Source organism: Peribacillus sp. FW305-BF15, assembly GCF_058783805.1.
Map to the genome: position 1 here is coordinate 110,432 of NZ_JBYSYV010000011.1, position 21,898 is coordinate 132,329.

Here is a 21,898-nt window from a genome sequence, read left to right on the forward strand (position 1 = left end):
TCTTGTATTTAGCGGCAAATTATCTTGCTCCTTCTTAATCATTTAGCAAGTAGCAGATTACCTTTTGGGTAAGGACAATACCACCTCTGTTCCTTTTCCATCGGTACTAACCACTTTAATTTCCCCATTATGTTGATTCATTATATTTTTGGCTATCGACAAACCTAGCCCTGTTCCACCTGTCTCCCGGCTTCTAGCCTTATCCACCCGGTAAAAACGCTCGAAGATATTTTCTATTTCATTCTCAGGTATTCCAATCCCATAATCTTTTACCCTAATGACCGTAGAGTCTAACTGATCCTTTACATACACATCAATTTTGTCAGTACTATATTTGATTGCGTTATCTAAAAGGATAATGATCACCTGTTTTATCTTCAATTCATCTGCTATAACCATAATGGAATCTTCTTGATAATGAAAATCTATTTCCCGATCATAGACTTCTTTGAATTGATTAAACACGTTCTGACATAAAGTTATTACATTCAATGATTTATAATCCATAGTATTTTCCAATTCTGTATCGGCTAATTCTAGCAGCCTTTCCGTCATTTTCTGTATACGGGTTGCCTCTGAATGAATTACATTTATAACATCAAGTGCTTTCTCTTCGTTTTGTATACGACGTCTACGCAGTAGATCAGCATAACTTTTTATAATCGTAAGCGGGGTCTTTATTTCATGAGAAGCATCCGAAATAAATTGTTTCTGTTTATCCAAATTTGCATCCAATCTGCCCATCATCCGATTGAATGTAACAGCCATTTTTTGCAGTTCATCCTTTGTTTCATGTTGGATGATGATTTTTTTTGGTATACCGCTTTGTTCAATATCCTCCATCGTATCAATCATATTGGAAATGGGTCTCATAATCACATTCGATAACCACCTGCCTCCTAGCAACGATAACCCCGCCCCTAATAGCGTACAAAATGTCAAAATGGAAAGTAATACATCCTTCCCTAATTCCAGTCCTAGTAATCTATCTCCAATTTCTAAAGTTTCAACAACTTTACCTTTAGATAGGATAGGAACCCTAACAATTAATATTTGCTCTTCTTTATGAACTTGTCTAATTGTACTTCTTTGCGATTCTTGTTCGCTTGAAAATTCTCCTTTAAATTTGGTAATCAAATAATGGTCACTGGATACTTCACTACTAATTTGAGAATCAGGTTGAATGATCCGTATAAATGAATGATTCGTTAAATATGTTGTTAATTTTTTTTCTATCTCTTGAGGAGAATCATCCTTTTGAATTTCAGCAATAATATTTTGCGCTTTGTGAACTAATATATCCTCTTCCATATTTACAGTAATTTTCATAAAAGAAATAAATACAACTGCATTAACGGCAACCAACACACAGAGTATCCAAGCAGTCGTGATCAGGTTAATTTTTGTAGTAATTTTCATTACTTAATTCTCCCTTACTGTATAGCCAATTCCTCTTATCGTCTGAATAATCGTTGGATCAGAAAAACCTTCTTCCGTTTTCTTTCTTAAATGACGGATATACACATCAATTACATTGGTCTCCCCTTCATACTCATAACCCCATACATTTATCAAGATATTTTCTCGTGTCACTATTTTATTTTTATTGGATAGTAAATAAACGAGTAAATCAAATTCCTTCGGGGTTAACGCTATAGAAAAATCGCCCCTGTTAACCTCCCTAGTATCGAGATTAATGAATAGATCCTTAATTGATAAGATCGATTCCTCTACTTTTGAAGCTTTGGCAGCTATTGAATTCTGACGAATACAAGAACGTATTCTTGCCAATAACTCCTCGATTTCAAAAGGCTTCGTTATATAGTCATTGGCTCCCTGATCTAGTCCCGTCACCTTATCCATCGTAATATTACGAGCTGTTAATAGGATGATTGGCAGTAAGGTGTTCTCATTTCGTATTCTTCTTAAAACTTCAATACCATTCATCTCAGGTAACATAACATCTAAAAGTATTAAATCTAATTTCCCCTGTAATGCAGCTTCCAACCCCGCCTTACCAGTATGGGCCACAAGCACTTCATACCCTTCGTACTCGAGTTCTATCTTTAATATCGTTGCTATCTGGACTTCATCTTCTACAACCAAAATACGCTGTTTCATTTAAAACCCTCCTACTTGAGTGCAATATGGAAAGGAAGCCACATCCACATGTATTTATCGAATTTAGCTAGGAATATTAGTTCCATCCTAAATACAGAAAATTGTCGTCCGCTTATAATTCAATACCCTTCTATATTTGCTCCAAAGTCCTGCATTTTACTCGCTTTTACTAATTATTGAAATGCTCTTTCTACAATTTAGCATTATTTTGCTTTTAATTTCGCCTTTTAATTGATTTTTAATCCTTTTTTCAAGTTGCGTTAAGGTTGACTTGATATGGTGAATATATCGATCAAAAGAACTATCCAATAAGGTTTTATCGAAAACGTAATAAAACAAAAGAAGATAAGGAGGATTCATAAATGAATGATACAAAAAGCCCATCCATCGGGCGTCAGATGTTGAACAAGGTTCCGGAAGTCATCATTTACTTCTGGATCATCAAAATAATGGCAACCACTGTGGGCGAGACGGCCGCAGACTTCCTGATTGGATATCTGAAATTGGGCTTGACCAACACAACTTTAATCATGAGTGTCCTTTTGATCATAACGCTTTTCTTCCAATTCAAAGCGAGTAAGTATGTGCCAAGGATTTACTGGTTTACGGTAGTGATGATTAGCGTTGTAGGCACGCTGATTACCGACAACCTCGTGGACAATCTTGGGGTCAGTCTGGTGACGACAACTATCATCTTCACAGTTGCGATGCTTGCGACGTTTGCGGCTTGGTATGCGAGTGAGAAGACACTGTCCATTCACTCTATCTACACGTCCAAACGAGAAGCGTTCTACTGGTTGGCCATCTTGTTCACCTTCGCCTTGGGTACCGCAGCTGGTGATCTCATAGCTGAAGGTCTCAACATGGGCTATTGGAAGTCAGCACTTATGTTTGCGGCATTGATTGGGGTGGTGACCATCGCCCATTACGGTTTCAAACTAAATACAGTGCTTTCCTTCTGGATCGCCTACATCTTGACTCGTCCTCTCGGCGCCTCTCTTGGCGACTATCTGTCACAACCTCGTGATAAGGGTGGCCTTGGTCTAGGTACGACGGGAACCAGTTTGATCTTCCTCGTAATTATCTTAGGCTTGGTATTCTATTTGACCAAAACAAGAAAAGATGAAAGCAAAGTTGTGGAGTAGAGGTAGGTCAAGTTCTGATAATTCAGCTGTCCATCACTGAACAGGTCACAGACCTCTGGGAAAAAGTACAATCTTTCCCCGATCTAGCTCCTACGTTTACTTGATATAGCTTTCCTATTCGGGTTTCACCCTATAGATTGCACCCATGCCGGACGCACAAAAGAAAAGGCCACCAAATTGGTGGCCTTTGTTATAGAATGCAATTTATCTTTATTTTACAAAACTTCGGCATTAATTTAAATCTTCAAATCCATATTTTTCAAAAACCTTGATAGAATCTTCACTTTGAAGATAGTCGTAAAATAGCTGTGCTTCTTTTGGATGAGAACTATCCTTAATCATGCCTACCGGATAGATAATAGGATCGTGCAAGTCTTTATCAGCCACTGCAACGATTTCTACTTTTTCTGAGCTTAAGGCATCTGTTTTATAAACAAGTCCTGCGTCCACATTTCCCGTTTCTACATATGTAAGCACTTGACGAACATCCTTAGCATAGACCAGTTTTCCTTCAATCTCTTTCCAGAGGTTTAGTTTTTCTAATGTTTGCTTTGCGTATTGTCCTGCAGGTACTGACTCAGGGGTACCTATGGAAATTTTAGTAGATTTAGTAAGGTCTTCTATCGATTTTATCCCTTTATCAGAATCCTTTGGGACCACCAGCACCAGTTCATTTCCTACTAAGTCGATTCCATTTTTCTCTTCAATCAGATTTTCATCTACTAATTTATCAAATTTATCTTCTGCAGCTGAGAAAAACAGGTCAACAGGTGCTCCTTGGGATATCTGCTGCTGAAGCGCTCCAGAGGCTCCATAGTTATAATGAACTTTCACATTTTCATTCTCTTTTTCAAAAGACTTCTTTATATCATTCAAGGAATCTTGCAAACTTGCAGCTGCCGAAATCGTCAGTTCCACTTTTCCTCCGGCTTGCGGCTTCATTTCCGTTTCATCACTTGAACACCCTGCCCCCGCCATCACAAGCATCATCATCAAAAAAATCATAAGGTATGTTTTTTTCAAAGTCACTCTTCCTTCCGACCTTTCATTATAGGAAGGCTGTTAATTCAGCAGCCTTCCGTATCCATTCTGGAACACCATGCATTTAGCTATAAAGAAGTTTGGGCTGTCGGGCTAGATAGGAAGGCGTACCCTTTTGATTAAGATCAAGGATCAATTTCATGACCTCCACTATTCCCTCAGGTTTCTCCAACTCTATTTCCTTATGATAGGACTCTATGGATGTGTTCCATTTTTTCATTTTTTTCTGATCCTTCAATATACTCAGCAATTGTTTTTCAAAAGGCGTTTTCTGATTAAGTTTAAATACAAGGCCCTGCTGTTTTAGATACTGCAGATTGATTTCCTCCTGCCCCGGAAGTCTGGAATGAACAAAAATCGGAAGCCTTTTTCGCAATGATTCACTGATCGTGACACCGCCCGGTTTCGTAACGATTGCGTCAACTTCTTCATAAAGCTTATTCATTTCAGACCTTGATGAGATATAGGGCAATGGTTTGATATGAGGTAAGTTCCATGTATTGATTTCTTCATAAAGCTTGTTGTTATTTCCGCAAAGAACTAAATAATCTAAGTCTCTTGAGTTCTTTAACTCATCACCTAAGTTCAAAATCCCTCCCAGACCGCTATTTCCTCCGGATATCAAAATTTTTGGCCGTTCTGTGTTTCTTTGGACACGGGCATTTTTTGTGATTTCCTCGTGCACGGGAATGCCAGTGACCATCATCGTTTGTTTTGGTATTTGACGCTTACTCATCAGCTTTTCTTTCACTTCTTGACTAGGAAGAAAGTGGGCATCTATCCCTTCGGTTCCCCACACATTATTAATAAAAAAGTCCGTGTACACGTTTATTACCGGTGTGCTGCACTTCCCTTTCATCTTTAACTGACTCAAAAGATATGAAGGGAAACCGTGTGTACACACAATTAAATCAGGATTTTCTTCCGCTATCAATCGTTCCATCTTATTCATGAATAATTGCTGATACCATTTACATACACTTTCCTTTGGCGAGTGAACATAGAACAGGTTCTTGTAGGCAAGATTATAGGTTTCCGGCGCATAACGGATCCATGTCAGATAACTATTTGCAATGAATTTTTCTAGAGAGGTATTCGTATAGCTGATTAGATCGATTTTTTTATAAGCAATCCCATTCGAATGCTTTTTTAACATATCCATCAATGCCTCTGCCACTTGATGATGTCCCGACTGCATTCGAAAGAGAGGTAAAAACAAAATCTTCTTCATATGTGTCATCTCCTAAGAAATCATTCTGAAAATACAAAATATATAGTTCATGATATCTTCCTCTTACAATATCGTTGAACAAATTCCTTAAATCGATTTTTTATTTCCGACGTTTTTTAATAAGGAGCCGACTCAACTTTTGGATCTTTGTTTTCTCTTTTTAATGTATTTGATAGTAACATAGAGTACAAAAATAACTAAAAATACAACACCTAAATATGGAACATATTTGGGATTAACATTAAAAGCATCCCCCACATAATAACCGGCCACTATAAAAGGGACGGTCCATAGTATAGAGCCTAATAGGGAAAAGAGGAAGTATTTCCGAAAGGGTATAGAAGAGATTCCTGCAAAATATGGACTTATTTGCCTCATCCCCGGAATATAAAATCCCAACACTAACGTTTTTCGTGCATTATCCGTATAGTTTCTCTTTGCTTTCTCCCAGCGTTCAGCCGTAATCCCAATGAATCTTCCATATTTATTTATAAATGGATACCCCACATATTTTCCGCATGCATAAGCTGCAAGCATTCCGATAAAGGCACCGAGAATTGCACACAGCATCGCTAAACCCATAGAGAGCTTACCTTGGACAACCAGCACCCCAATTAGAAATAGAAGTGATTCTTCTGGGGCAGGCACTCCCACAATGCCGAAGAATAAAAAAAGAAAAATGATCAGGTATCCATATGAATCAATAAAATGTAAAAGCGTATCTATATCCATAATACCCCCAGAATTAGTTATAAGTCTTTTAAAGAAATGAAGCGTGTTCCTTTTTCCTTACTTTCCTGCAGGTATATTTTTAACATTTCAATCATATAGCCTGGTGCCTCTTTATCCGCCCCCAAGGTTTCGCCGCAGTCATGAAGCAACAGGATGGAACCTTCTGTTGAAGCGCTTCGAAGCTGATCAAGCAGAGTGCTTTTGCAATGTTCGACTTTCCAATCCCCAAAGATGCCGGACCACATAATCACTTTATATTTCCTACTGAATAGTGGGGTGAACATATTGAAATGGCCCCATGGCGGTCTATAAAAAATCACCTTTTCATTCGTGCATTCCGTTATCGCCTTTTCAGTCATTTCCAACTGTTTTCGCAGATGAATTGGTGATAGGACCCAACTTGAAATATGATGAAAATGATGGATACCTATCGTATGTCCCTCTTCATGCATTCTTTTAATAATCCCAGGATTACTTTTCACTTTACTGCCCACAACAAAAAATGTGGCCTTTATCTCATATTCTTTTAAAAGATCAAGTAATTTTATGGTATATTCAGGGTTTGGGCCATCATCGAAAGTTAGCGCAATCCCATTATTCGAATTGATTTTTTTGGTTATTCCCAAGCTGCATACACGAATTAGCACCGTTGGGATAATAGTATAAAATATTAATAGCAATAATAAAATAATAAAACTAATCAGCCATATATGCATCACACAAAACTATCCTCTCATTATTGATATTACCAATACTGTTCCTTTCCCTATATCATGATCTTTTACTACAATGCAGCAAATGTTATAGTATTCAGGTAATTCATTATAAAACCTCACTAACAATTTAGCATTTTTTTTTCATTATTTTCACTTATCATTATTTTTTTATTTTTGTAAAGGTTGATGGTTATTAGTTCTATTACAGCAATGTCTGAAGTTTTTTTAAAAAAAACCGTTCCAGTTGATTCCAGAAATCTGCTCCCTTTCCGCCGACTGACTGCCAGCCTCCTCGCCGGTAAACGGCTGCGGCTGTGGGGTCTCGGCTAGCCAGTTATTCGGCAGGAGTGTCGCAAATTTCTTGCACCCTTTTAGGATTACTGTAAAAAACTATGAAGGATAAACTAGTTATGTTTAAGATTATGGTTCGGGGTGGGAGCAATTCGAAACTCCTTTTGCCGGAAAATTGATGGAACCGCCAGACTGTAGACGAATTGGAGAAGAAGAGCCAGTTTTCCTAAAATATCTCTTAAAAAAGAAGTTCCAGCTGATTGGAACGTAAGGTACGAGACTCCTGCGGGAAAAGCGTGGACAAGGGAGACCCCGCAGGCGAACGCCGAGGAGGCTTCCCGGACCGCCCGCGGAAAGCGAGTGCCTGGAGTGGAAATCATTACACATACCCACTTTCGGAAATCCGCTCCTTTCCGCCGACTGCCTGCCGAGCCTCCTTGGCATAAGCGCCTGCGGGGGCTCGGCTACCCAGTTATTCGGCAGGAGTCCCGCAAATTTCTTCCATCCTTTAAGGATTACTGTAAAAAACTCTGAAGGATAAACTAGTTATGTTTAAGATTATTGTTCGGGGTGGGACCAGACCACCCCTTTAGTCGACAAACTAAAAAAAACACCCTAAGGGTGTTTTTTTTAGTTTCTCTCAATAATCTTCTTTATCAATTAAAGGGCACATTCTTCAATTTCAAATCCCAGGTCTTCAATGATTCCCCAATCCGCTGTGGGTTCTTGACCAGCTGTCGTTAAATAGTCGCCGACGAAGATGGAATTGGCAGCATAAAGTGCCATGGGCTGCATGGAACGGAGATTGACCTCCCGGCCCCCGGCCAGGCGGATTTCTTTACTAGGATTAACGAATCTCATCATCGAAATCAATTTCAGGCATTTAGTGGGGGTCAGCTCGGAAGTTCCCTCTAGCGGCGTTCCGTCAATTGCATTGAGAAAATTACAAGGAATGGAATCTGCATCAAGGCTGCGTAAGGATAGAGCGACTTCCACCGCTTCCGCCTCAGATTCACCCATTCCGAAAATGGCTCCAGAGCATGGGGACATTCCGGCTTCTTTCACAGCTTCCACTGTATCTACCCGGTCTTCATATGTATGTGTCGATGTAATTTTACTGTAGTTTTCCTGTGATGTATTCAAGTTGTGGTTATAGCGATGAACGCCTGCTTCCGCTAGTTTACCGGCATGTTCCTCATTCAGGAAACCTAAACAGCAGCAGATTTTAAGATCCGTCGTTTCGCGGATTTCTTTTACCGCTTCAATGACATGATCGATTTCCCTGTTGGTCGGACGACGGCCAGAAGCGACAATGCAATAAGTACCCGCTTTCCGGCGAATTGATTCTTGCGCTCCCTCGACAATCTTTTCTTTAGTCAGCCAAGCATATTTATCGATCGGGGCTTCCGAGACGATCGACTGCGAGCAGTAGCCGCAATCTTCGGGACATAATCCTGATTTTGTATTGATGATCATATTCAATTTTACCTTTTTCCCATAATGATGTTTACGTATGAGATAGGCTGCATTCAGAATTTCCAAAACCTCTTCGTCTGGGGCTTGGACGATGGATAATGCCTCTTCCTCCGTCACTTTATATCCTTTGATAACGTTCTCCGCTAACATCTTCCAATCCCTTACCAATGTTTCCAAACCTATCCCTCTTTTCTTTTATTTTGTGCCGAATCGCCATTCCTTGAAAAAGAACATATCCTGTTCCGGTTCTCCGCACATAAAACGGAAGATATCCAGTAATAGACCCGCTTCCTGCAACCTGCTGCTCCAGCCGCGAGTTTACCTAAATCACTTTCCCCTCCAACCAACCGGTTGCATGTGCACCATCAGCCTCAATGGGCAATTAACATTTAGCAGTATCAATGGAGCGATAATATTTGTTAACCTAAATTACAACAAGTTAACATATCGTTAGAATAATAACATACATACAAAATATTATTCAATGGCCTTTTTTCAATATTTTCCTAGTTGTCCTTTAAATCCTAAAAAAACTGGCACTTTATATGTTAACCGAATAACAAATTAGTTGACATATAAAACAGGAATCAGGCAAACTAATAGTGGGCATTCTGCCAACACTTTCAAAAAAAGGGGGGGTAAAAACTTGAAAGCAAGGACGATTTCTTATGTGGCCCTTTTTACCGCGCTAACTGCCATTGGCGCCTTTATTAAGATACCTATCCCTTACATACCATTCACGCTGCAAATTCTGGCAGTCTATTTGGCAGGCGCATTGTTGGGGCCCCGGCTTGGGATGCTCAGTCAGTTATGCTACGTCCTGATCGGACTTATCGGGGTGCCCGTGTTTGCTGAAGGCGGGGGATTCGGCTATATATTCAAACCCACTTTCGGCTATTTGCTCGGATATATACTGGGAGCCTATGTAAATGGATGGCTGATCAACCGGTTTTCCCTCTCCACGATTCGTTCCATATTCTTTGCTAATGCCGCCACTTTGCTGACCGTTTACCTTTTCGGCTGCATCTGGCTGTATGGTGCCATGAAGTGGATTGTGGAAACGCCGCTTTCCATCAGCCAAACGATTCTTTACGGCTTTTTGTTACCTGTACCCGGTGATTTAATGCTATGCATTCTATGTGCTGTCATCATTCAGCAAGTACGTCCGCGAATTGCAAGATATATAAACGTAAAGGAGCTGAATCACCCATGGGCCAAGCCTACTTTATAACCGGAACTGGCACGGATATTGGAAAGACCATCGTCACGAGTGCACTCTATCTGTCTCTTCAAACATTGGGAAAAAGCGTTACGATATTCAAACCATTTCAAACTGGTATCAATGAGGAAAATCATACATACCCGGATATATCTTGGTTTGAGCAGGAACTCGGTGTAAAGGAATCGGGGTTTTACACACTGGAACCCGAAACCTCCCCACATTTGGCGATTAAATTAACCGGCAGTCTCATCGATGAGAAGAAAGTCGTGGAAAGGGTTCATGAACTTGAGGAAATGTATGACATCGTATTAGTCGAGGGCGCTGGAGGATTGGCTGTGCCGCTTATTGAACGAACGGAAGGTTTCTATATGACGGCCGATTTCATAAGGGATTGCGGGATGCCTGTCCTCTTCGTATCCACAAGCGGTTTAGGGGCGATTCATGATGTCGTGACGACCCATTCTTATGCCCAAGTCCATGATATAAACGTGAAAACCATTTTGTATAATCATTACCGGGCAGAAGATCGGATTCACCAAGACAATATCGAAACCATTGAAAAGCTGACTGGGCTGAATGGCCTAGCCTGCATCCCGACACTGGCCGATGTTAGAAAAGACTTGAGGATCTGCATCCTTGATTTGCTTGGTGATCAAGAATATACCCAACAACTGAAAGAGGTGTTCGAAGCATGAACAGTCAGGATTTAGAACAATGGGATAAGGAATATGTATGGCATCCGTTCACACAAATGAAAACGTATCGGGAAAGTAAACCGCTTATCATCGAACGTGGCGAAGGCAGCTACCTGATTGATGTGGATGGCAAACGCTACCTCGATGGCTATGCTTCATTATGGGTGAATGTGCACGGGCATAACGATCCGGAATTAAACGGCGCCCTAATTGAGCAAGTGAATAAAGTCGCGCACTCGACGCTGCTCGGATCTGCGAATGTACCATCGATCTTACTGGCGAAAAAACTGGCAGAGATCACCCCTGGTTCTTTATCGAAAGTCTTTTACTCCGACACGGGATCAGCCGCTGTGGAAATCGCCCTTAAAGTCGCTTATCAATATTGGCAGAATATCGATCCCGTCAAGCATCGGAATAAAAACAAATTCGTCTCCCTTGACGAAGCATACCACGGTGATACTGTCGGTGCCGTGAGTGTGGGCGGAATGGATCTATTCCATAGAATCTTTAAGCCCCTCTTATTTCAACGGATTTCAGCCCCTTCACCATATGCCTATCACATGACTGAATATGGAGATCCCGAAGCCGTGAAAAACCATTGCTTGAAGGAACTGGAGAAGTTACTGCAGAAACAATCCGAGGAAATTGCAGGATTGATCATCGAGCCGCTCGTGCAGGGAGCAGCAGGCATCATTACCCATCCCCATGGCTTTTTGAAAGAGGTCGGGCAATTATGCAAAAAGTACAACATCCTCTTAATTTGTGACGAGGTGGCTGTAGGGTTCGGTCGCACCGGTACGATGTTTGCCTGCGAACAGGAAGACGTCGTCCCCGATATCATGTGCATGGGTAAAGGGATCACTGGGGGATATATGCCACTCGCCGCCACCATCATGAACGAGCAGATCTTTCAATCCTTCTTGGGGGAACGGGAAGAACATAAAACCTTCTATCATGGTCACACCTATACAGGAAATCAGCTTGCCTGTGCCCTGGCCCTGAAGAATATCGAGCTAATGGAAAGCCGCAATCTCATTAAAGACATCCAGAAAAAATCAAAATACCTATCAAAAAGACTGCAAGCGCTATACGAACTTCCGATAGTCGGCGATATCCGCCAGCGCGGCTTCATGATTGGAGTGGAAATCGTTAAAGACCGTGAAACAAAAGAAACGTTCACCCTCCAAGAAAACGTCGTTTCCGGAATCATCCATACAGCACGGGAAAATGGCCTGATCATCCGGGAACTTGGTCCAGTCATCACGATGATGCCAATCCTTTCCATGTCAGAAAAAGAACTCGATTTCATGGTCGAAACCGTCTACCGTGCCATTCAGGAAGACTCCATTCATAAAGGATTGATTCCAGCAGCAAACTGATGCACAAAGAACCGGAAGAGCAGAGCTCATCCGGTTCTTTCCTTTCTTCACAAAACACTTTGGAAATTCGGAGTACATATCCTGATTTCCTTCCATTGTCTGCACGGCTAAAATCTCATTAGCCTCTTTTTCAGTTTTACAAACCTATAGATTTTAACCTTGATATTTTTAATATTTTTGGGTATTTCTGCTATAATCAGGGTAAAAGGAAAGAGGTGAGCCGTTTTGTCAGGCATAGAAAAAGCGTATGATTCCCCTACCAGAAAAGACTGGATCAGGACTTTTTATACTTTTGCTTATATAAGTCTGCTCATTCTAATTATCGTCTCTGGAATTATTCGCTATTTTCAGGCACCTGCTGGTAATGTTCAAGAGTCGAAACAGGAACAATCAAGTAACAGTGAAAAAGTAAAGGAAAGTAAAGTCATTGAAAAGGACCCCACCGTAACATCACTGGTTTTAAAACCATTAGCGGAATCACCAAAAGCAAAAATCATATTTGAACATGTCGGTTACTTTTTAATCCTGCTATTCCTTTTTATACTCATACCAATCCCGCTATTGAGCGTTAAAAGATTTAAATTCATGACCCTCGAAGTTGAAAGAGAATCCCAAGCCATCGAGGTAGCTAAGAATTTGACCATTCAACAAGATAAATTCGGACTTCTCTCTTACTGGTTAAAAGAGGATTTTAAATCATTGTTTTTAGAAGTTGAAAGGGATAATACAAGCTATAAGGACTTTCTTGAAGAAATGCTCTTTTACATGAGAGATCACTATAAAAATAATTGGGACTCCCATTTTGAATTTGATATAGTGACGGAAACCAAGTTTAAACAGAATTATTCAGCTCCTAAACTTGTTAAAAAATCTCTTCCCTCTGCAAAAGTGAAAGGAATCGGGCTTCCTATCAATAAAGAGAATGATAGATACATACACTTTAAAAACTTTATGATCCACACAATTAACGTCGAGGAAAATCTTTTGACTGAGGAAGAATGCTTAATTACTTATGTCATTGTCCTAAAGAGCTATCGAACCATTTTTGATGAATATGACGGCCATTTAGTATCAGGCTTAGCTTCATTAACATATGAATTATACCGAAGATATCACACATCTTTGGCTATTCAAGAAGAGGAAGATGTTGAATCTGAGGAAGAAATTAAGTAAAATAAAGGAAAGAGGTGATAACGATGTCTTTACCTAAAAGAAAATATAGTAAATCCAAACTATTTAAATCCGCAAGTAAGGTTGGTAAGTCACAGCCTCACGAGGTCGTTATTCCAACTTATCATTCGAACAAGTTGACACCGAATAGTCCGTCAGTAAAAAAAGTATTATCACATGTAAATTAAAAATAACCCCTGATGACTCACGGGGTTATTTTTTAAGTCCAAGATATGTATTAATATACGGTTCCAGAATAGGGCTCCTGCCGATCCAATCCTTAGCTGATTTTATATGATCGGGACTCCATACAGGTGAAGATGGCATTTCAGTACCTTTAGGTTTGGACCCGACTTTCCTGGCGCTTCTCAATAGTAGCTCATACTTGTACTTCCTTCCCTCCATATCTTCCCTCCTACCCATAAAACACCTATCGTTATATATAATTATGTTTAAATGACTTTTTTATGCGGAGCCATTGGTCATCCACTCCTCATTGTAAAAAGACTGTTTCACTAAAATATCCACAGATGTAAATGATTGGATATTTATTGTAAACTGGATAAGCAAAGGAGAAGATTTGCAGTATGTCGATAACAAAGAAAAGATTTTTCATAAGATGTATAGTGGGTATCATATTCGTGTTTCTTGCTAAGTCTGGTCTGCAATACTTCAGTGGCGAAACGATAAGGTGGTCAGGGAATTTAGGATATGCATTCTATTTTGTAGCAGGTATTGTACTTTTCAGCTGGCTATTTGGAGATTTTGATAAAAAAAAGGCCGATCACCCGTGTAAGTGAACTTGTCTGTCTGTACAAACCCGGTAACTAATTGATTTTGCCTCCAGTTTTTTTGAGGTCTTTTACGAATTGCATGTTGATTTTCGCTTCAGGCACTCGCTTTCCGTAGGCGGTCTGCCCTCGGCTTGCGCCTGCGGGGTCTCCTCTAGACACGCTTTTCCGTAGTAGTCTCGCACACCTGTTCCAATCAACTTTGTTTTAAAATTTAATAGAACCCCTATCCAACAATATTAAGAATTTAGTTAACCTCACCTTTACGTTCGACTTTTGTTTCCCTCACGCACGCATCCAAGAAAATGACCACCACCGGCTGTCTTTTTCATGTTAAAATACAATATAAAATTTACTTATTATGGCATTATTCACATGATGAATTAGAGGAGGTTACAAAATGATGTTCGGAGTTCCCCTCCTGGTTGCTTGCGTCCCTGGTATGCTAGTAATACTTTTAGCATGGTGGTTTAGGAAATTACATTTATCTTTATTTGTTAGGCTTTTACCAGGCATATTAACCGTTATAACTTCAATTATTTTGTTTTACATCGGTTTTGTGAACATCAGAGGGTTTGAAGGAGCTGGATATGGAATATTGGCTTTCTTTTTACTTCCCTTTGCAATTGCAGCTTCAATTATTGCGAGCAAAAACAAAGGTGTACAAAGATAAAATTCAGTTCAAATACTATAAAAGCAGGAATATATTCAATGACTAAAACGAATAAAACCAATAAGAAAACCATTGATGAAATGGCAAATAGCCGAATGCGTTGGGCGTTTGCCCATATTATCAAAAACAAAAAAGATGACCCCGTTAAGTTCGGAGGTCATCTTTTTTAATGTGTTAGCGAATGCCTTTCATGTAACCTTGAATCTTTGGTGATAAGGCCATCAGGGCTAGTCCAAGGACGATTGAAGCAACACCGATCACTCCAAAATAAGCCATTTCGGTCTGAGGAGTGTAGAATCTGACGATTTGTGCGTTCAGTGCTTGTGCTGCTGCACTAGCCAGGAACCACAGGCTCATCGTTTGTGCCGAGAATGCGGCCGGAGCCAATTTTGTAGTGGCTGAAAGTCCGACTGGCGATAAGCAAAGCTCTCCAAGCACTACAAGGAAATAGCTAAGTACAAGCCATAACGGATTGACTAATGCGTCTGATCCACTGAAATAAACAGGAAGCAGGATCACCAGGAATGATAAACCGGCGAACAGTAGGCCTATCGAGAATTTTTGAGGAATGGTCGGCTGACGCTTTCCTAATTTAATCCATAACCATGCGAATACTGGTGCAAGGGTGATTATGAACAAAGGGTTCAAAGATTGGAACCATGCCGGGTTTATTTCCAATCCTGCAAAGTTCAACTGTGTCCGTTTGTCTGCATAGCTTGCCAATATTGTTGCACCTTGCTCTTGAATCGCCCAGAACATGACAGCTGCTATAAACAAAGGAATATAGGCAATCAAGCGTGAACGTTCAACAGAAGTCGTTTTCGGGCTGCGATACATGAAAATGAAATAAAGGGTCGGAATTACGATTCCTAGAATACCTACAAGATTAATAAAAGTTTCAATCGTTAAGATGCCTGCAGAAGCAGTGATGCCAATGATGATAGCTATGATAAGTGCGGCTATCCCCAATTTAGTGAATACTTTTTTCTTTTCATCCTGTGATAATGGGTTAGCAGGAAGAGTTCCAGCCAAGCCCAGGTTCTTTTTCTTTGTTGTAACAAAGACAATGAGACCAATCAACATACCAATTGCTGCAAGTCCAAAACCAAGATGGAAACTGTAGTCCATACCGACTGTACCGACAACAAATGGTGAAAGGAATGCACCCATGTTGATACCCATATAGAATATACTGAAACCGGAATCCCGGCGTTCATCATTTTCTGCGTAAATTTCCCCGACAATGCTGGAAACATTCGGTTTTAATAAACCAGTACCCAGAACAATGAGTACCATGGACACAAAGAACATGGAAAGACTGCCTGGTACAGCAAGGACAATATGCCCGAGCATGATCAAGATACCGCCGTAAAATACGGCTTTTGAAGTCCCGAAAATCCTATCGGCGAGCCAGCCGCCAATTATACCTGACATATATACTAAAGATCCATAGATGGATACAAGGGCAAGGGCCGTGGGTTCATCAAGGCCTAATCCCCCTTTAGAAACTTCGTAATACATATAGTAAACAAGAATGGCCTTCATGCCATAATAGGAAAAACGCTCCCAGAACTCAGTAAAGAAAAGGGTGAATAATCCTTTAGGGTTTCCAAAAAAACCTTTTTGAGGTACACTATCCACAATTTTCTGTTTATTTATCGTTGCCATACCTAGCCCTCCTTTTATTATTGTATAATAACTTTAAATTTCACTATTGTAAACAAATATTTAGTATATTTAAATAATTAATTTCAAAATAAATAGAAGTAGACTTTCCACCATACAAGCAAAAGTCCGGATTTCGCACTAAAAAACAGTCCATATAATCTAATAGAAAGCGGCCATCAATGATATATTACCCTAACTTCATCCATGGTATTACGCTTGATATCACTTTGGTTGCCATGTACTTTTTAACGAGAAAAGGAAATGATGAATTTTGAAATAACCCCACCACAACCGTTATATTCACCGTATAATAGATATAAAAAAAGAGGAGGCACCATAATGTTCGGGATCATAACCGTGGTAATGATTTTTTCCATCCCTATACTCGGAATACTGACAAGCCATTTCGAAAAACAGTCAAAAAACAAACATAAGATGCTGCAAGTTGAACTGGAGCTTGAAAAACTTAAACATGAAAACTTCCTTATGGAGACGGAAAAAATGAGGCTGGAACTGGACCAGATGAAATTCGAACAAAAAAGAGACGAACCAAGGTTACTGTAAGTAGTAACGTTGTTCGTCTTTTTTAATGGATATTGTGCCGTTTTAAAAACCTTCCGCCCATCATAGAATTACAATAGGGCCGTTTTAATGGATATATTGATCGCCAACAAGAAGGTCTGACAGCACCTTTGTCGGGATGATGAACTCGACGGCCCCCATGTACCCCGGCGCAGCTTCATAGCTGTTAAAGGCGATGACTAGCTTGCCATCTTCGTTTATATAAAAGTTTTGGTTTTCATCGATGCCTTTAAAAGCAGTAAAATCATCATCTTCCACCCAATATATCTTTTCCGGATCTTCAGCCATCTGCCGCTTCATCTGTTCCTTGATGTTTTCGCTGATCACCTGAAGATAGCGATCATCTTTAAATAAGCTATTTAGCGTTAACAGCACTTCGTTTTTCTTGTCGACTGTATCGAATTGACTTTCTGTAGAACTGGAAGCAGAAATCGTATCCGTATAACGCTGTACGGATAATATCGTTTCATTATCCGTCAATATCACATATCCGCTTTCCACCGAGATATTGCCCTTTTCCCCTTCCTTCAGTTTTGACATGGAATCCGTGAATTCCTTATAAAGCTGCTTGCTTTCCGATAAGTATTTTTCATTCAAGCTATCTTCGAGCTGTTTATTCTCGAGACCGGATATTGCAGGCGTTTTGATTACTGCCGAAGAATTATTCGCTTCTTCTTTCCATTCGACGAAGGTAATCACTTTAATGACCTTCTCGACTATCGGTATATCACTCATGGCTTTCGCCGCTGCCGGACTGATGTTTACGGAAGCTGTCACGATCAGGAGCGCTGCAGCCGCTGTCACGAGGATATTCCTGCCAATCCTCGGCTTTTTCCTTGGCTTTTCATTCAAGGCTGCTTGAACGACATCATTCAATTCCTTTGGTATCGGTATTTTAAGATATTCTTCCCGCAGATCTTTTAATTTTTTTTCCATCTTTTCGTTTCCTCCCGTTCAGTCATGTTGATCCGCAATAGTTGCAGCGCTTTATATAATCTCGTTTTAATCGTGCTTACGTTTTCTTCCAGCACTTCCGCTATCTCGTCCAGCTTCAGGTCCTCAAAGAAACGGAGGACGACTACCGTTTTGTACTTGACTGAAAGTCCTTCCAGGGCCTTTTGCAAATCCAGGTCAGGATAGTGATCCTCCTCACCGCGGCGCAAGTATTCTATTGTTTCATCATCGGCGACGGTCAGTTTCTTCTGCTTCCGCAAAACATCCAGTGCCGTTCGGACGATGATCTTATATAACCAACTATCTATAGAAGCGGCGTCTTTGATTTTGCTGCTGGAGGCTAGCGCTTTCCTGATTGATTCCTGCACGATATCCAGGGCATCCTCTTGGTTTTTGACATAGTAAAAAGCAAGTCTGTACAAATTCTCTTGCCTTTCGGTTATCCGGGCCGCGATTAATTGATTCATTTCTGGGTTTTTCATTACATGTTAGAGCTCCTTACATTTAAATTACGTATCCTGGGTACAAAGAATAGACGTTGGTGCAGCCATAAAAGTTTGAAACTGAGCAAGAAAATATATAAATATAAAAAAATGAAATTTTTTACAAACTTTTAAGGCTTTTGGCGCGTCTATATAGTAGAATGATTATCGAGGTGGAGTGCATCATGAGGAAATTAAATTATAAAAAAGTCTTTATTTTTCTATTTTGTCTAACAGCTGCTGCAGGAACGATGGGGTTAGCCATCAAAAGCCTTGCTTTTGATAAGAAGAGAACCGTTTCGGCCTATACAACTGATAAAAATTACCCAGAAGCCGATATTCAAACGTATGTGAAAGATAATACGAAAGGCGGGTATTCAGCCAGCAGGCCCGTTCTGCATTTAGAAAATATCGACAAGCAGCTAGAAGCCTACATAAAGAAAGAAATTAAGGATTATGAAAAGAAATGGAAAGCATCCGACGGAAAAGCTTCCGAGCTTAACCTCACCTATACGATCCTCCATTTCAGCAAACAGACCATTACGATTTCCTTCGATAAATATGAGCAAGTGGAAGGAAAGAAGCAGTCTGGAACCCAGATCTTCACTTATGATATTCCATCTCAGCAAAAGCTCTCCATAGAAGACATCTTTGCCACGGATACTGATTATTTATCCGTTTTATCCGATATTGTTTTTGAAGAGTTAACGCAGAAGGAAGAAGAAGGCATTTCAAACAGTCTCATTAAAAAGGAAAACAAACTGAAGGCAGCCAACTTCAATTCTTTTTCAGTCTTGAAAAATACGCTCGTTTTCTACGTTAAGACTGATGATTCAACTAAGACCCATACAATAGCCATCAAGAAGGATCTTTTTAAAGATAGTTTGCTAGATTCATATCAAAGTCAAGATTTGAATGAGGATCGTGTAAAGGAATGGCAGCCGAAACACATCGTCGCCAAACTGCCCGTGCAAAATGAATGGATCGACCCTTCAAAAAAGGTCATTGCCTTGACGTTCGATGACGGGCCGCATCCAAGTCATACCATGTCCATCCTGGAAGTCCTGAAAAAGTATGATGGTCACGCGACGTTTTTCGTACTTGGAAGCCGCGTACAGCACTATCCGGAAGTTCTGCAAAAAATGCTGCAGGAAGGAAATGAGATCGGCAACCATTCATGGGATCATCCGCAGCTGACGCGCTTAAGCAAGAACAAAATCGAAGATCAAATCGAAAAGACCCAAGACGCTGTAAAAAAAGCTACAGGTACTGAGCCAAATCTCGTCCGTCCCCCATATGGAGCGATTAACCATAATGTGCGGGAATACATGGAGGATATGAAAGTCTCACTTTGGGATGTCGATCCAGAGGATTGGAAAGAACGCAATGAAAAGAAAATCGTAAACAAAGTGATGAGCAAAGCCAAAGATGGCAGAGTCATATTAATGCATGATATCTATCAAACTAGCGCCCAGGCTGCAGGAAAAATCATTAAACAACTGCATGACCAAGATTATCAACTTGTCACTATTTCAGAATTGGAAAAGGTAAAGAAAGACCGTGAACTTTCCGGAATCACCATAAGTGAATAATAAAAGGAAAGAGCCTGTTTCGTGATTCGTAAACAGGCTCTTTCCTTTCAAATGAAATAAGCAGGCCTTTGATCATATAGCAAAGGCCTGCTCATTTTATCATTCACCAAGATCTACATTATGATAAACTTGTTGAACATCTTCCAGATCTTCCAATGCATCAATCATTTTTTCGAATTGTGCTTGTGCATCTTCCGGAAGGGTTAGGTCATTTTGTGCAAGCATCGTCAGCTCTGCCACTGTAAAATCGCTGATTCCTGCATCCTTGAATGCTTGTTGTACAGCATGGAATTGTTCAGGCTCGGCATAAACGATGATACTTTCTTCTTCTTCAATGATGTCACGTACATCAACATCCGCTTCCATTAACAGTTCAAGAACATCATCAGCCGTTTTACCTTCAATCCCGATGACAGCCGTTGCATCGAACATATAAGCAACAGATCCGCTGACACCCATATTCCCGCCATTTTTCCCAAATGCGGCACGTACATCGGATGCCGTCCGGTTCACGTTGTTTGTCAATGCATCCACGATGACCATTGAACCATTTGGACCGAATCCTTCATAACGAAGTTCGTCATAGTTTTCTTCCGAACCGCCTTTGGCTTTTTCAATCGCACGGTCAATGATCGCTCTTGGAACATTGTACGTTTTAGCACGCTCAAGTACGACCCTTAATGCCTGATTGGATTCTGGATCTGGTTCGCCTTGTTTTGCCACTACATATATTTCCCGTCCGAACTTAGCATAAATCCGACTAGTATTAGCATCTTTTGACGCTTTTTTTTCTTTAATGTTATTCCACTTACGACCCATTATAAACACTCTCTTTCATCATTGATATATACGAATAGATAATTAAGATACGGCCCTATGAGAAAACCCACAAGGGGAATTCCTTTGAAGATAGGCTATACGTTTACTAGATTATATTATACATCAATTGTATAATTTTGAAAAAGTCCTGCACATCCCTCACTGGCATTTATCGGTACTTTACGCCATTTTTCATGAAATGCTATGGAAAACATCAGTAGTGGTATAGTATGAAGTGATTGGAAAGGAGAGATGATCCATGAAGGACAACCAAATCATCATCGGGATACCCGGGAAATGGAAGGACCGGACAGAATTGATTCAAACGGTTGCTTCCCAAAGCGAAGGGTATCTGTTAGCCGGGAATGTTTTTCATAACAGTGATAAGAACATTACGTTTCAGGCGGAGATCCATGATTATGAACCCACTTTAAAAGAGAGCTTTTCTTACGCCAGTAAAGACGCCTTTTCAGAGAATGCATTAGAGGAAATCAATGGCCATACCTTTACCGTTTATATAATAGCCGATGTATCCGATACCGGAACTGTTATCGATTTGATCGATGCCGGGGCAGCGATCCTCAAGGCAGGCGGAATGGCAGTGAAAATAGAAACGGCGGGAATTGCCCATTCAAAGGAAGATTGGCTGCATCTTCATCATAGCCCGGATATTCTCTCGGTATATGCCCATTTTGTCACGATCATCGGAGAGGAAGACTATTATTGTTCTTTCGGAATGAAAGCCTTTGGTCTTCCGGATGCCGTGACACTTAACACAATGAGTCCGAAAGAGGCGGCTGCCCTGCTTAACACATTTAATTATTACCATGTAGGTGAACGGCCTCTCTTTAAGAATGGCGAAACCTTTAGCATTCAGCAAGATGCACCCGACTTTATATTGACGGGCCTTCAAGACTTTAGATATGAAGAAGAACATCCCTTCTACAACCCGTTTGGTTTATGGAATTTAGGGACAAGTAAATAGGGGAGCGATCTGCTCCCCCCAGACTGCAGGCAAATAAAGCGAGTGCCTGCAGTTTTTTTATTTAAAAAGTACTCCAGTCGATTCCAGAAATCCGCTCCATTTCCGCCGACTGTCTGCCAAGCCTCCTCGGCTC

The 21,898-nt window shown here is 40.5% G+C and carries 22 protein-coding genes; 10 read left to right on the top strand and 12 right to left on the bottom strand.

Annotation, left to right across the window (positions count from 1 at the left end; all coding sequences use genetic code 11):
• Positions 1–57: 57 nt before the first annotated feature.
• Both AC3WLU_RS13795 and AC3WLU_RS13800 read right to left on the bottom strand, forming a co-directional pair.
• Positions 58–1,419, bottom strand: a complete 1,362-nt coding sequence (locus tag AC3WLU_RS13795) for a sensor histidine kinase (RefSeq protein ID WP_492597414.1) — start codon at positions 1,417–1,419, stop codon at positions 58–60.
• A gap of 3 nt (positions 1,420–1,422) precedes the next feature.
• The gene (locus tag AC3WLU_RS13800) at positions 1,423–2,121 is read right to left on the bottom strand and encodes a response regulator transcription factor (RefSeq protein ID WP_492597415.1); all 699 of its coding nucleotides are present in this window, start codon (positions 2,119–2,121) and stop codon (positions 1,423–1,425) included.
• 362 nt (positions 2,122–2,483) lie between these two features.
• Between AC3WLU_RS13800 and AC3WLU_RS13805 the strand changes: the two genes are divergently transcribed.
• A complete protein-coding gene (locus AC3WLU_RS13805; RefSeq protein ID WP_492597416.1) occupies positions 2,484–3,266 on the top strand; it encodes a COG4705 family protein in 783 nt (260 codons plus the stop codon).
• 231 nt (positions 3,267–3,497) lie between these two features.
• Here the strand turns inward: AC3WLU_RS13805 and modA are convergent, their stop codons facing one another.
• The 5 genes from modA to bioB form a co-directional block, all read right to left on the bottom strand.
• A complete protein-coding gene (gene modA / locus AC3WLU_RS13810) occupies positions 3,498–4,289 on the bottom strand; it encodes a molybdate ABC transporter substrate-binding protein (protein WP_492597417.1) in 792 nt (263 codons plus the stop codon).
• An 82-nt stretch (positions 4,290–4,371) separates the two neighbouring features.
• Entirely contained in the window at positions 4,372–5,538 is a 1,167-nt protein-coding gene (locus AC3WLU_RS13815; protein ID WP_492597418.1) for an MGDG synthase family glycosyltransferase, read from the bottom strand.
• 132 nt (positions 5,539–5,670) lie between these two features.
• Positions 5,671–6,270: a DedA family protein gene (locus tag AC3WLU_RS13820; RefSeq protein ID WP_492597419.1), complete on the bottom strand. Its 600-nt coding sequence runs from the start codon at positions 6,268–6,270 to the stop codon at positions 5,671–5,673.
• 17 nt (positions 6,271–6,287) lie between these two features.
• Positions 6,288–6,986 (bottom strand): polysaccharide deacetylase family protein, encoded by a 699-nt coding sequence (locus AC3WLU_RS13825; RefSeq protein ID WP_492597448.1) that lies wholly within the window; start codon positions 6,984–6,986, stop codon positions 6,288–6,290.
• Between the two features lie 951 nt (positions 6,987–7,937).
• Entirely contained in the window at positions 7,938–8,903 is a 966-nt protein-coding gene (gene bioB / locus AC3WLU_RS13830) for a biotin synthase BioB (RefSeq protein ID WP_218013321.1), read from the bottom strand.
• 496 nt (positions 8,904–9,399) lie between these two features.
• Here bioB and AC3WLU_RS13835 point away from each other — a divergent pair, with 496 nt between their 5' ends.
• The 4 genes from AC3WLU_RS13835 to AC3WLU_RS13850 all read left to right on the top strand — a co-directional run bounded on the left by AC3WLU_RS13835 (position 9,400) and on the right by AC3WLU_RS13850 (position 13,222).
• Positions 9,400–9,984 carry a biotin transporter BioY gene (locus tag AC3WLU_RS13835; protein WP_034310656.1) on the top strand — a complete coding sequence of 195 codons (585 nt, stop codon included), beginning with the start codon at positions 9,400–9,402 and terminating at the stop codon, positions 9,982–9,984.
• The gene (gene bioD, locus AC3WLU_RS13840) at positions 9,963–10,670 is read left to right on the top strand and encodes a dethiobiotin synthase (RefSeq protein WP_053536598.1); all 708 of its coding nucleotides are present in this window, start codon (positions 9,963–9,965) and stop codon (positions 10,668–10,670) included. Before AC3WLU_RS13835 ends, bioD begins: the two co-directional genes overlap by 22 nt.
• Entirely contained in the window at positions 10,667–12,049 is a 1,383-nt protein-coding gene (gene bioA / locus AC3WLU_RS13845) for an adenosylmethionine--8-amino-7-oxononanoate transaminase (protein ID WP_492597420.1), read from the top strand. The genes bioD and bioA overlap by 4 nt, the downstream gene beginning before the upstream one ends.
• Positions 12,050–12,274: 225 nt before the next feature.
• Positions 12,275–13,222: a hypothetical protein gene (locus AC3WLU_RS13850; RefSeq protein ID WP_098865844.1), complete on the top strand. Its 948-nt coding sequence runs from the start codon at positions 12,275–12,277 to the stop codon at positions 13,220–13,222.
• 210 nt (positions 13,223–13,432) lie between these two features.
• On the opposite strand, the gene AC3WLU_RS13855 is transcribed toward AC3WLU_RS13850, so the two are convergent.
• Positions 13,433–13,624, bottom strand: coding sequence for a hypothetical protein (locus tag AC3WLU_RS13855; protein WP_063574880.1), 192 nt, complete (start codon positions 13,622–13,624; stop codon positions 13,433–13,435).
• A gap of 786 nt (positions 13,625–14,410) precedes the next feature.
• On the opposite strand from AC3WLU_RS13855, the gene AC3WLU_RS13860 reads away from it, so the two are divergent.
• Both AC3WLU_RS13860 and AC3WLU_RS13865 read left to right on the top strand, forming a co-directional pair.
• Positions 14,411–14,683, top strand: a complete 273-nt coding sequence (locus AC3WLU_RS13860; protein WP_440438786.1) for a YesK family protein — start codon at positions 14,411–14,413, stop codon at positions 14,681–14,683.
• A 38-nt stretch (positions 14,684–14,721) separates the two neighbouring features.
• Positions 14,722–14,853 (top strand): hypothetical protein, encoded by a 132-nt coding sequence (locus AC3WLU_RS13865; RefSeq protein WP_492597421.1) that lies wholly within the window; start codon positions 14,722–14,724, stop codon positions 14,851–14,853.
• Between the two features lie 4 nt (positions 14,854–14,857).
• On the opposite strand, the gene AC3WLU_RS13870 is transcribed toward AC3WLU_RS13865, so the two are convergent.
• Positions 14,858–16,351 carry a peptide MFS transporter gene (locus tag AC3WLU_RS13870; RefSeq protein ID WP_440438788.1) on the bottom strand — a complete coding sequence of 498 codons (1,494 nt, stop codon included), beginning with the start codon at positions 16,349–16,351 and terminating at the stop codon, positions 14,858–14,860.
• 339 nt (positions 16,352–16,690) lie between these two features.
• Between AC3WLU_RS13870 and AC3WLU_RS13875 the strand changes: the two genes are divergently transcribed.
• Positions 16,691–16,915, top strand: coding sequence for a hypothetical protein (locus AC3WLU_RS13875; protein WP_057279147.1), 225 nt, complete (start codon positions 16,691–16,693; stop codon positions 16,913–16,915).
• An 84-nt stretch (positions 16,916–16,999) separates the two neighbouring features.
• Here the strand turns inward: AC3WLU_RS13875 and rsiV are convergent, their stop codons facing one another.
• Both rsiV and sigV read right to left on the bottom strand, forming a co-directional pair.
• Entirely contained in the window at positions 17,000–17,869 is an 870-nt protein-coding gene (gene rsiV, locus AC3WLU_RS13880) for an anti-sigma-V factor RsiV (RefSeq protein WP_400449005.1), read from the bottom strand.
• On the bottom strand, positions 17,854–18,369 hold the full coding sequence (sigV, locus tag AC3WLU_RS13885; protein WP_492597422.1) for an RNA polymerase sigma factor SigV: 516 nt from the start codon (positions 18,367–18,369) through the stop codon (positions 17,854–17,856). Before sigV ends, rsiV begins: the two co-directional genes overlap by 16 nt.
• Positions 18,370–18,554: 185 nt before the next feature.
• Between sigV and AC3WLU_RS13890 the strand changes: the two genes are divergently transcribed.
• A complete protein-coding gene (locus AC3WLU_RS13890) occupies positions 18,555–19,961 on the top strand; it encodes a polysaccharide deacetylase family protein (protein WP_400449006.1) in 1,407 nt (468 codons plus the stop codon).
• A 99-nt stretch (positions 19,962–20,060) separates the two neighbouring features.
• Here AC3WLU_RS13890 and AC3WLU_RS13895 read toward each other — a convergent pair whose 3' ends face one another.
• Entirely contained in the window at positions 20,061–20,780 is a 720-nt protein-coding gene (locus AC3WLU_RS13895) for a YebC/PmpR family DNA-binding transcriptional regulator (RefSeq protein WP_492597423.1), read from the bottom strand.
• 259 nt (positions 20,781–21,039) lie between these two features.
• On the opposite strand from AC3WLU_RS13895, the gene AC3WLU_RS13900 reads away from it, so the two are divergent.
• The gene (locus AC3WLU_RS13900) at positions 21,040–21,765 is read left to right on the top strand and encodes a DUF4261 domain-containing protein (protein WP_098865850.1); all 726 of its coding nucleotides are present in this window, start codon (positions 21,040–21,042) and stop codon (positions 21,763–21,765) included.
• Positions 21,766–21,898: the final 133 nt, after the last annotated feature.

Excerpts from the sequence above, each read along its gene's own strand:
- AC3WLU_RS13795 (WP_492597414.1), bottom strand. The coding sequence starts at position 1,419 with ATGAAAATTACTACAAAAATTAACCTGATCACGACTGCTTGGATACTC.
- AC3WLU_RS13800 (WP_492597415.1), bottom strand. The coding sequence starts at position 2,121 with ATGAAACAGCGTATTTTGGTTGTAGAAGATGAAGTCCAGATAGCAACG.
- AC3WLU_RS13805 (WP_492597416.1), top strand. The coding sequence starts at position 2,484 with ATGAATGATACAAAAAGCCCATCCATCGGGCGTCAGATGTTGAACAAG.
- AC3WLU_RS13815 (WP_492597418.1), bottom strand. The coding sequence starts at position 5,538 with ATGAAGAAGATTTTGTTTTTACCTCTCTTTCGAATGCAGTCGGGACAT.
- AC3WLU_RS13820 (WP_492597419.1), bottom strand. The coding sequence starts at position 6,270 with ATGGATATAGATACGCTTTTACATTTTATTGATTCATATGGATACCTG.
- AC3WLU_RS13825 (WP_492597448.1), bottom strand. The coding sequence starts at position 6,986 with ATGCATATATGGCTGATTAGTTTTATTATTTTATTATTGCTATTAATA.
- bioB (WP_218013321.1), bottom strand. The coding sequence starts at position 8,903 with ATGTTAGCGGAGAACGTTATCAAAGGATATAAAGTGACGGAGGAAGAG.
- bioD (WP_053536598.1), top strand. The coding sequence starts at position 9,963 with ATGGGCCAAGCCTACTTTATAACCGGAACTGGCACGGATATTGGAAAG.
- bioA (WP_492597420.1), top strand. The coding sequence starts at position 10,667 with ATGAACAGTCAGGATTTAGAACAATGGGATAAGGAATATGTATGGCAT.
- AC3WLU_RS13855 (WP_063574880.1), bottom strand. The coding sequence starts at position 13,624 with ATGGAGGGAAGGAAGTACAAGTATGAGCTACTATTGAGAAGCGCCAGG.
- AC3WLU_RS13860 (WP_440438786.1), top strand. The coding sequence starts at position 14,411 with ATGATGTTCGGAGTTCCCCTCCTGGTTGCTTGCGTCCCTGGTATGCTA.
- AC3WLU_RS13865 (WP_492597421.1), top strand. The coding sequence starts at position 14,722 with ATGACTAAAACGAATAAAACCAATAAGAAAACCATTGATGAAATGGCA.
- AC3WLU_RS13870 (WP_440438788.1), bottom strand. The coding sequence starts at position 16,351 with ATGGCAACGATAAATAAACAGAAAATTGTGGATAGTGTACCTCAAAAA.
- AC3WLU_RS13875 (WP_057279147.1), top strand. The coding sequence starts at position 16,691 with ATGTTCGGGATCATAACCGTGGTAATGATTTTTTCCATCCCTATACTC.
- rsiV (WP_400449005.1), bottom strand. The coding sequence starts at position 17,869 with ATGGAAAAAAAATTAAAAGATCTGCGGGAAGAATATCTTAAAATACCG.
- sigV (WP_492597422.1), bottom strand. The coding sequence starts at position 18,369 with ATGAAAAACCCAGAAATGAATCAATTAATCGCGGCCCGGATAACCGAA.
- AC3WLU_RS13890 (WP_400449006.1), top strand. The coding sequence starts at position 18,555 with ATGAGGAAATTAAATTATAAAAAAGTCTTTATTTTTCTATTTTGTCTA.
- AC3WLU_RS13895 (WP_492597423.1), bottom strand. The coding sequence starts at position 20,780 with ATGGGTCGTAAGTGGAATAACATTAAAGAAAAAAAAGCGTCAAAAGAT.
- AC3WLU_RS13900 (WP_098865850.1), top strand. The coding sequence starts at position 21,040 with ATGAAGGACAACCAAATCATCATCGGGATACCCGGGAAATGGAAGGAC.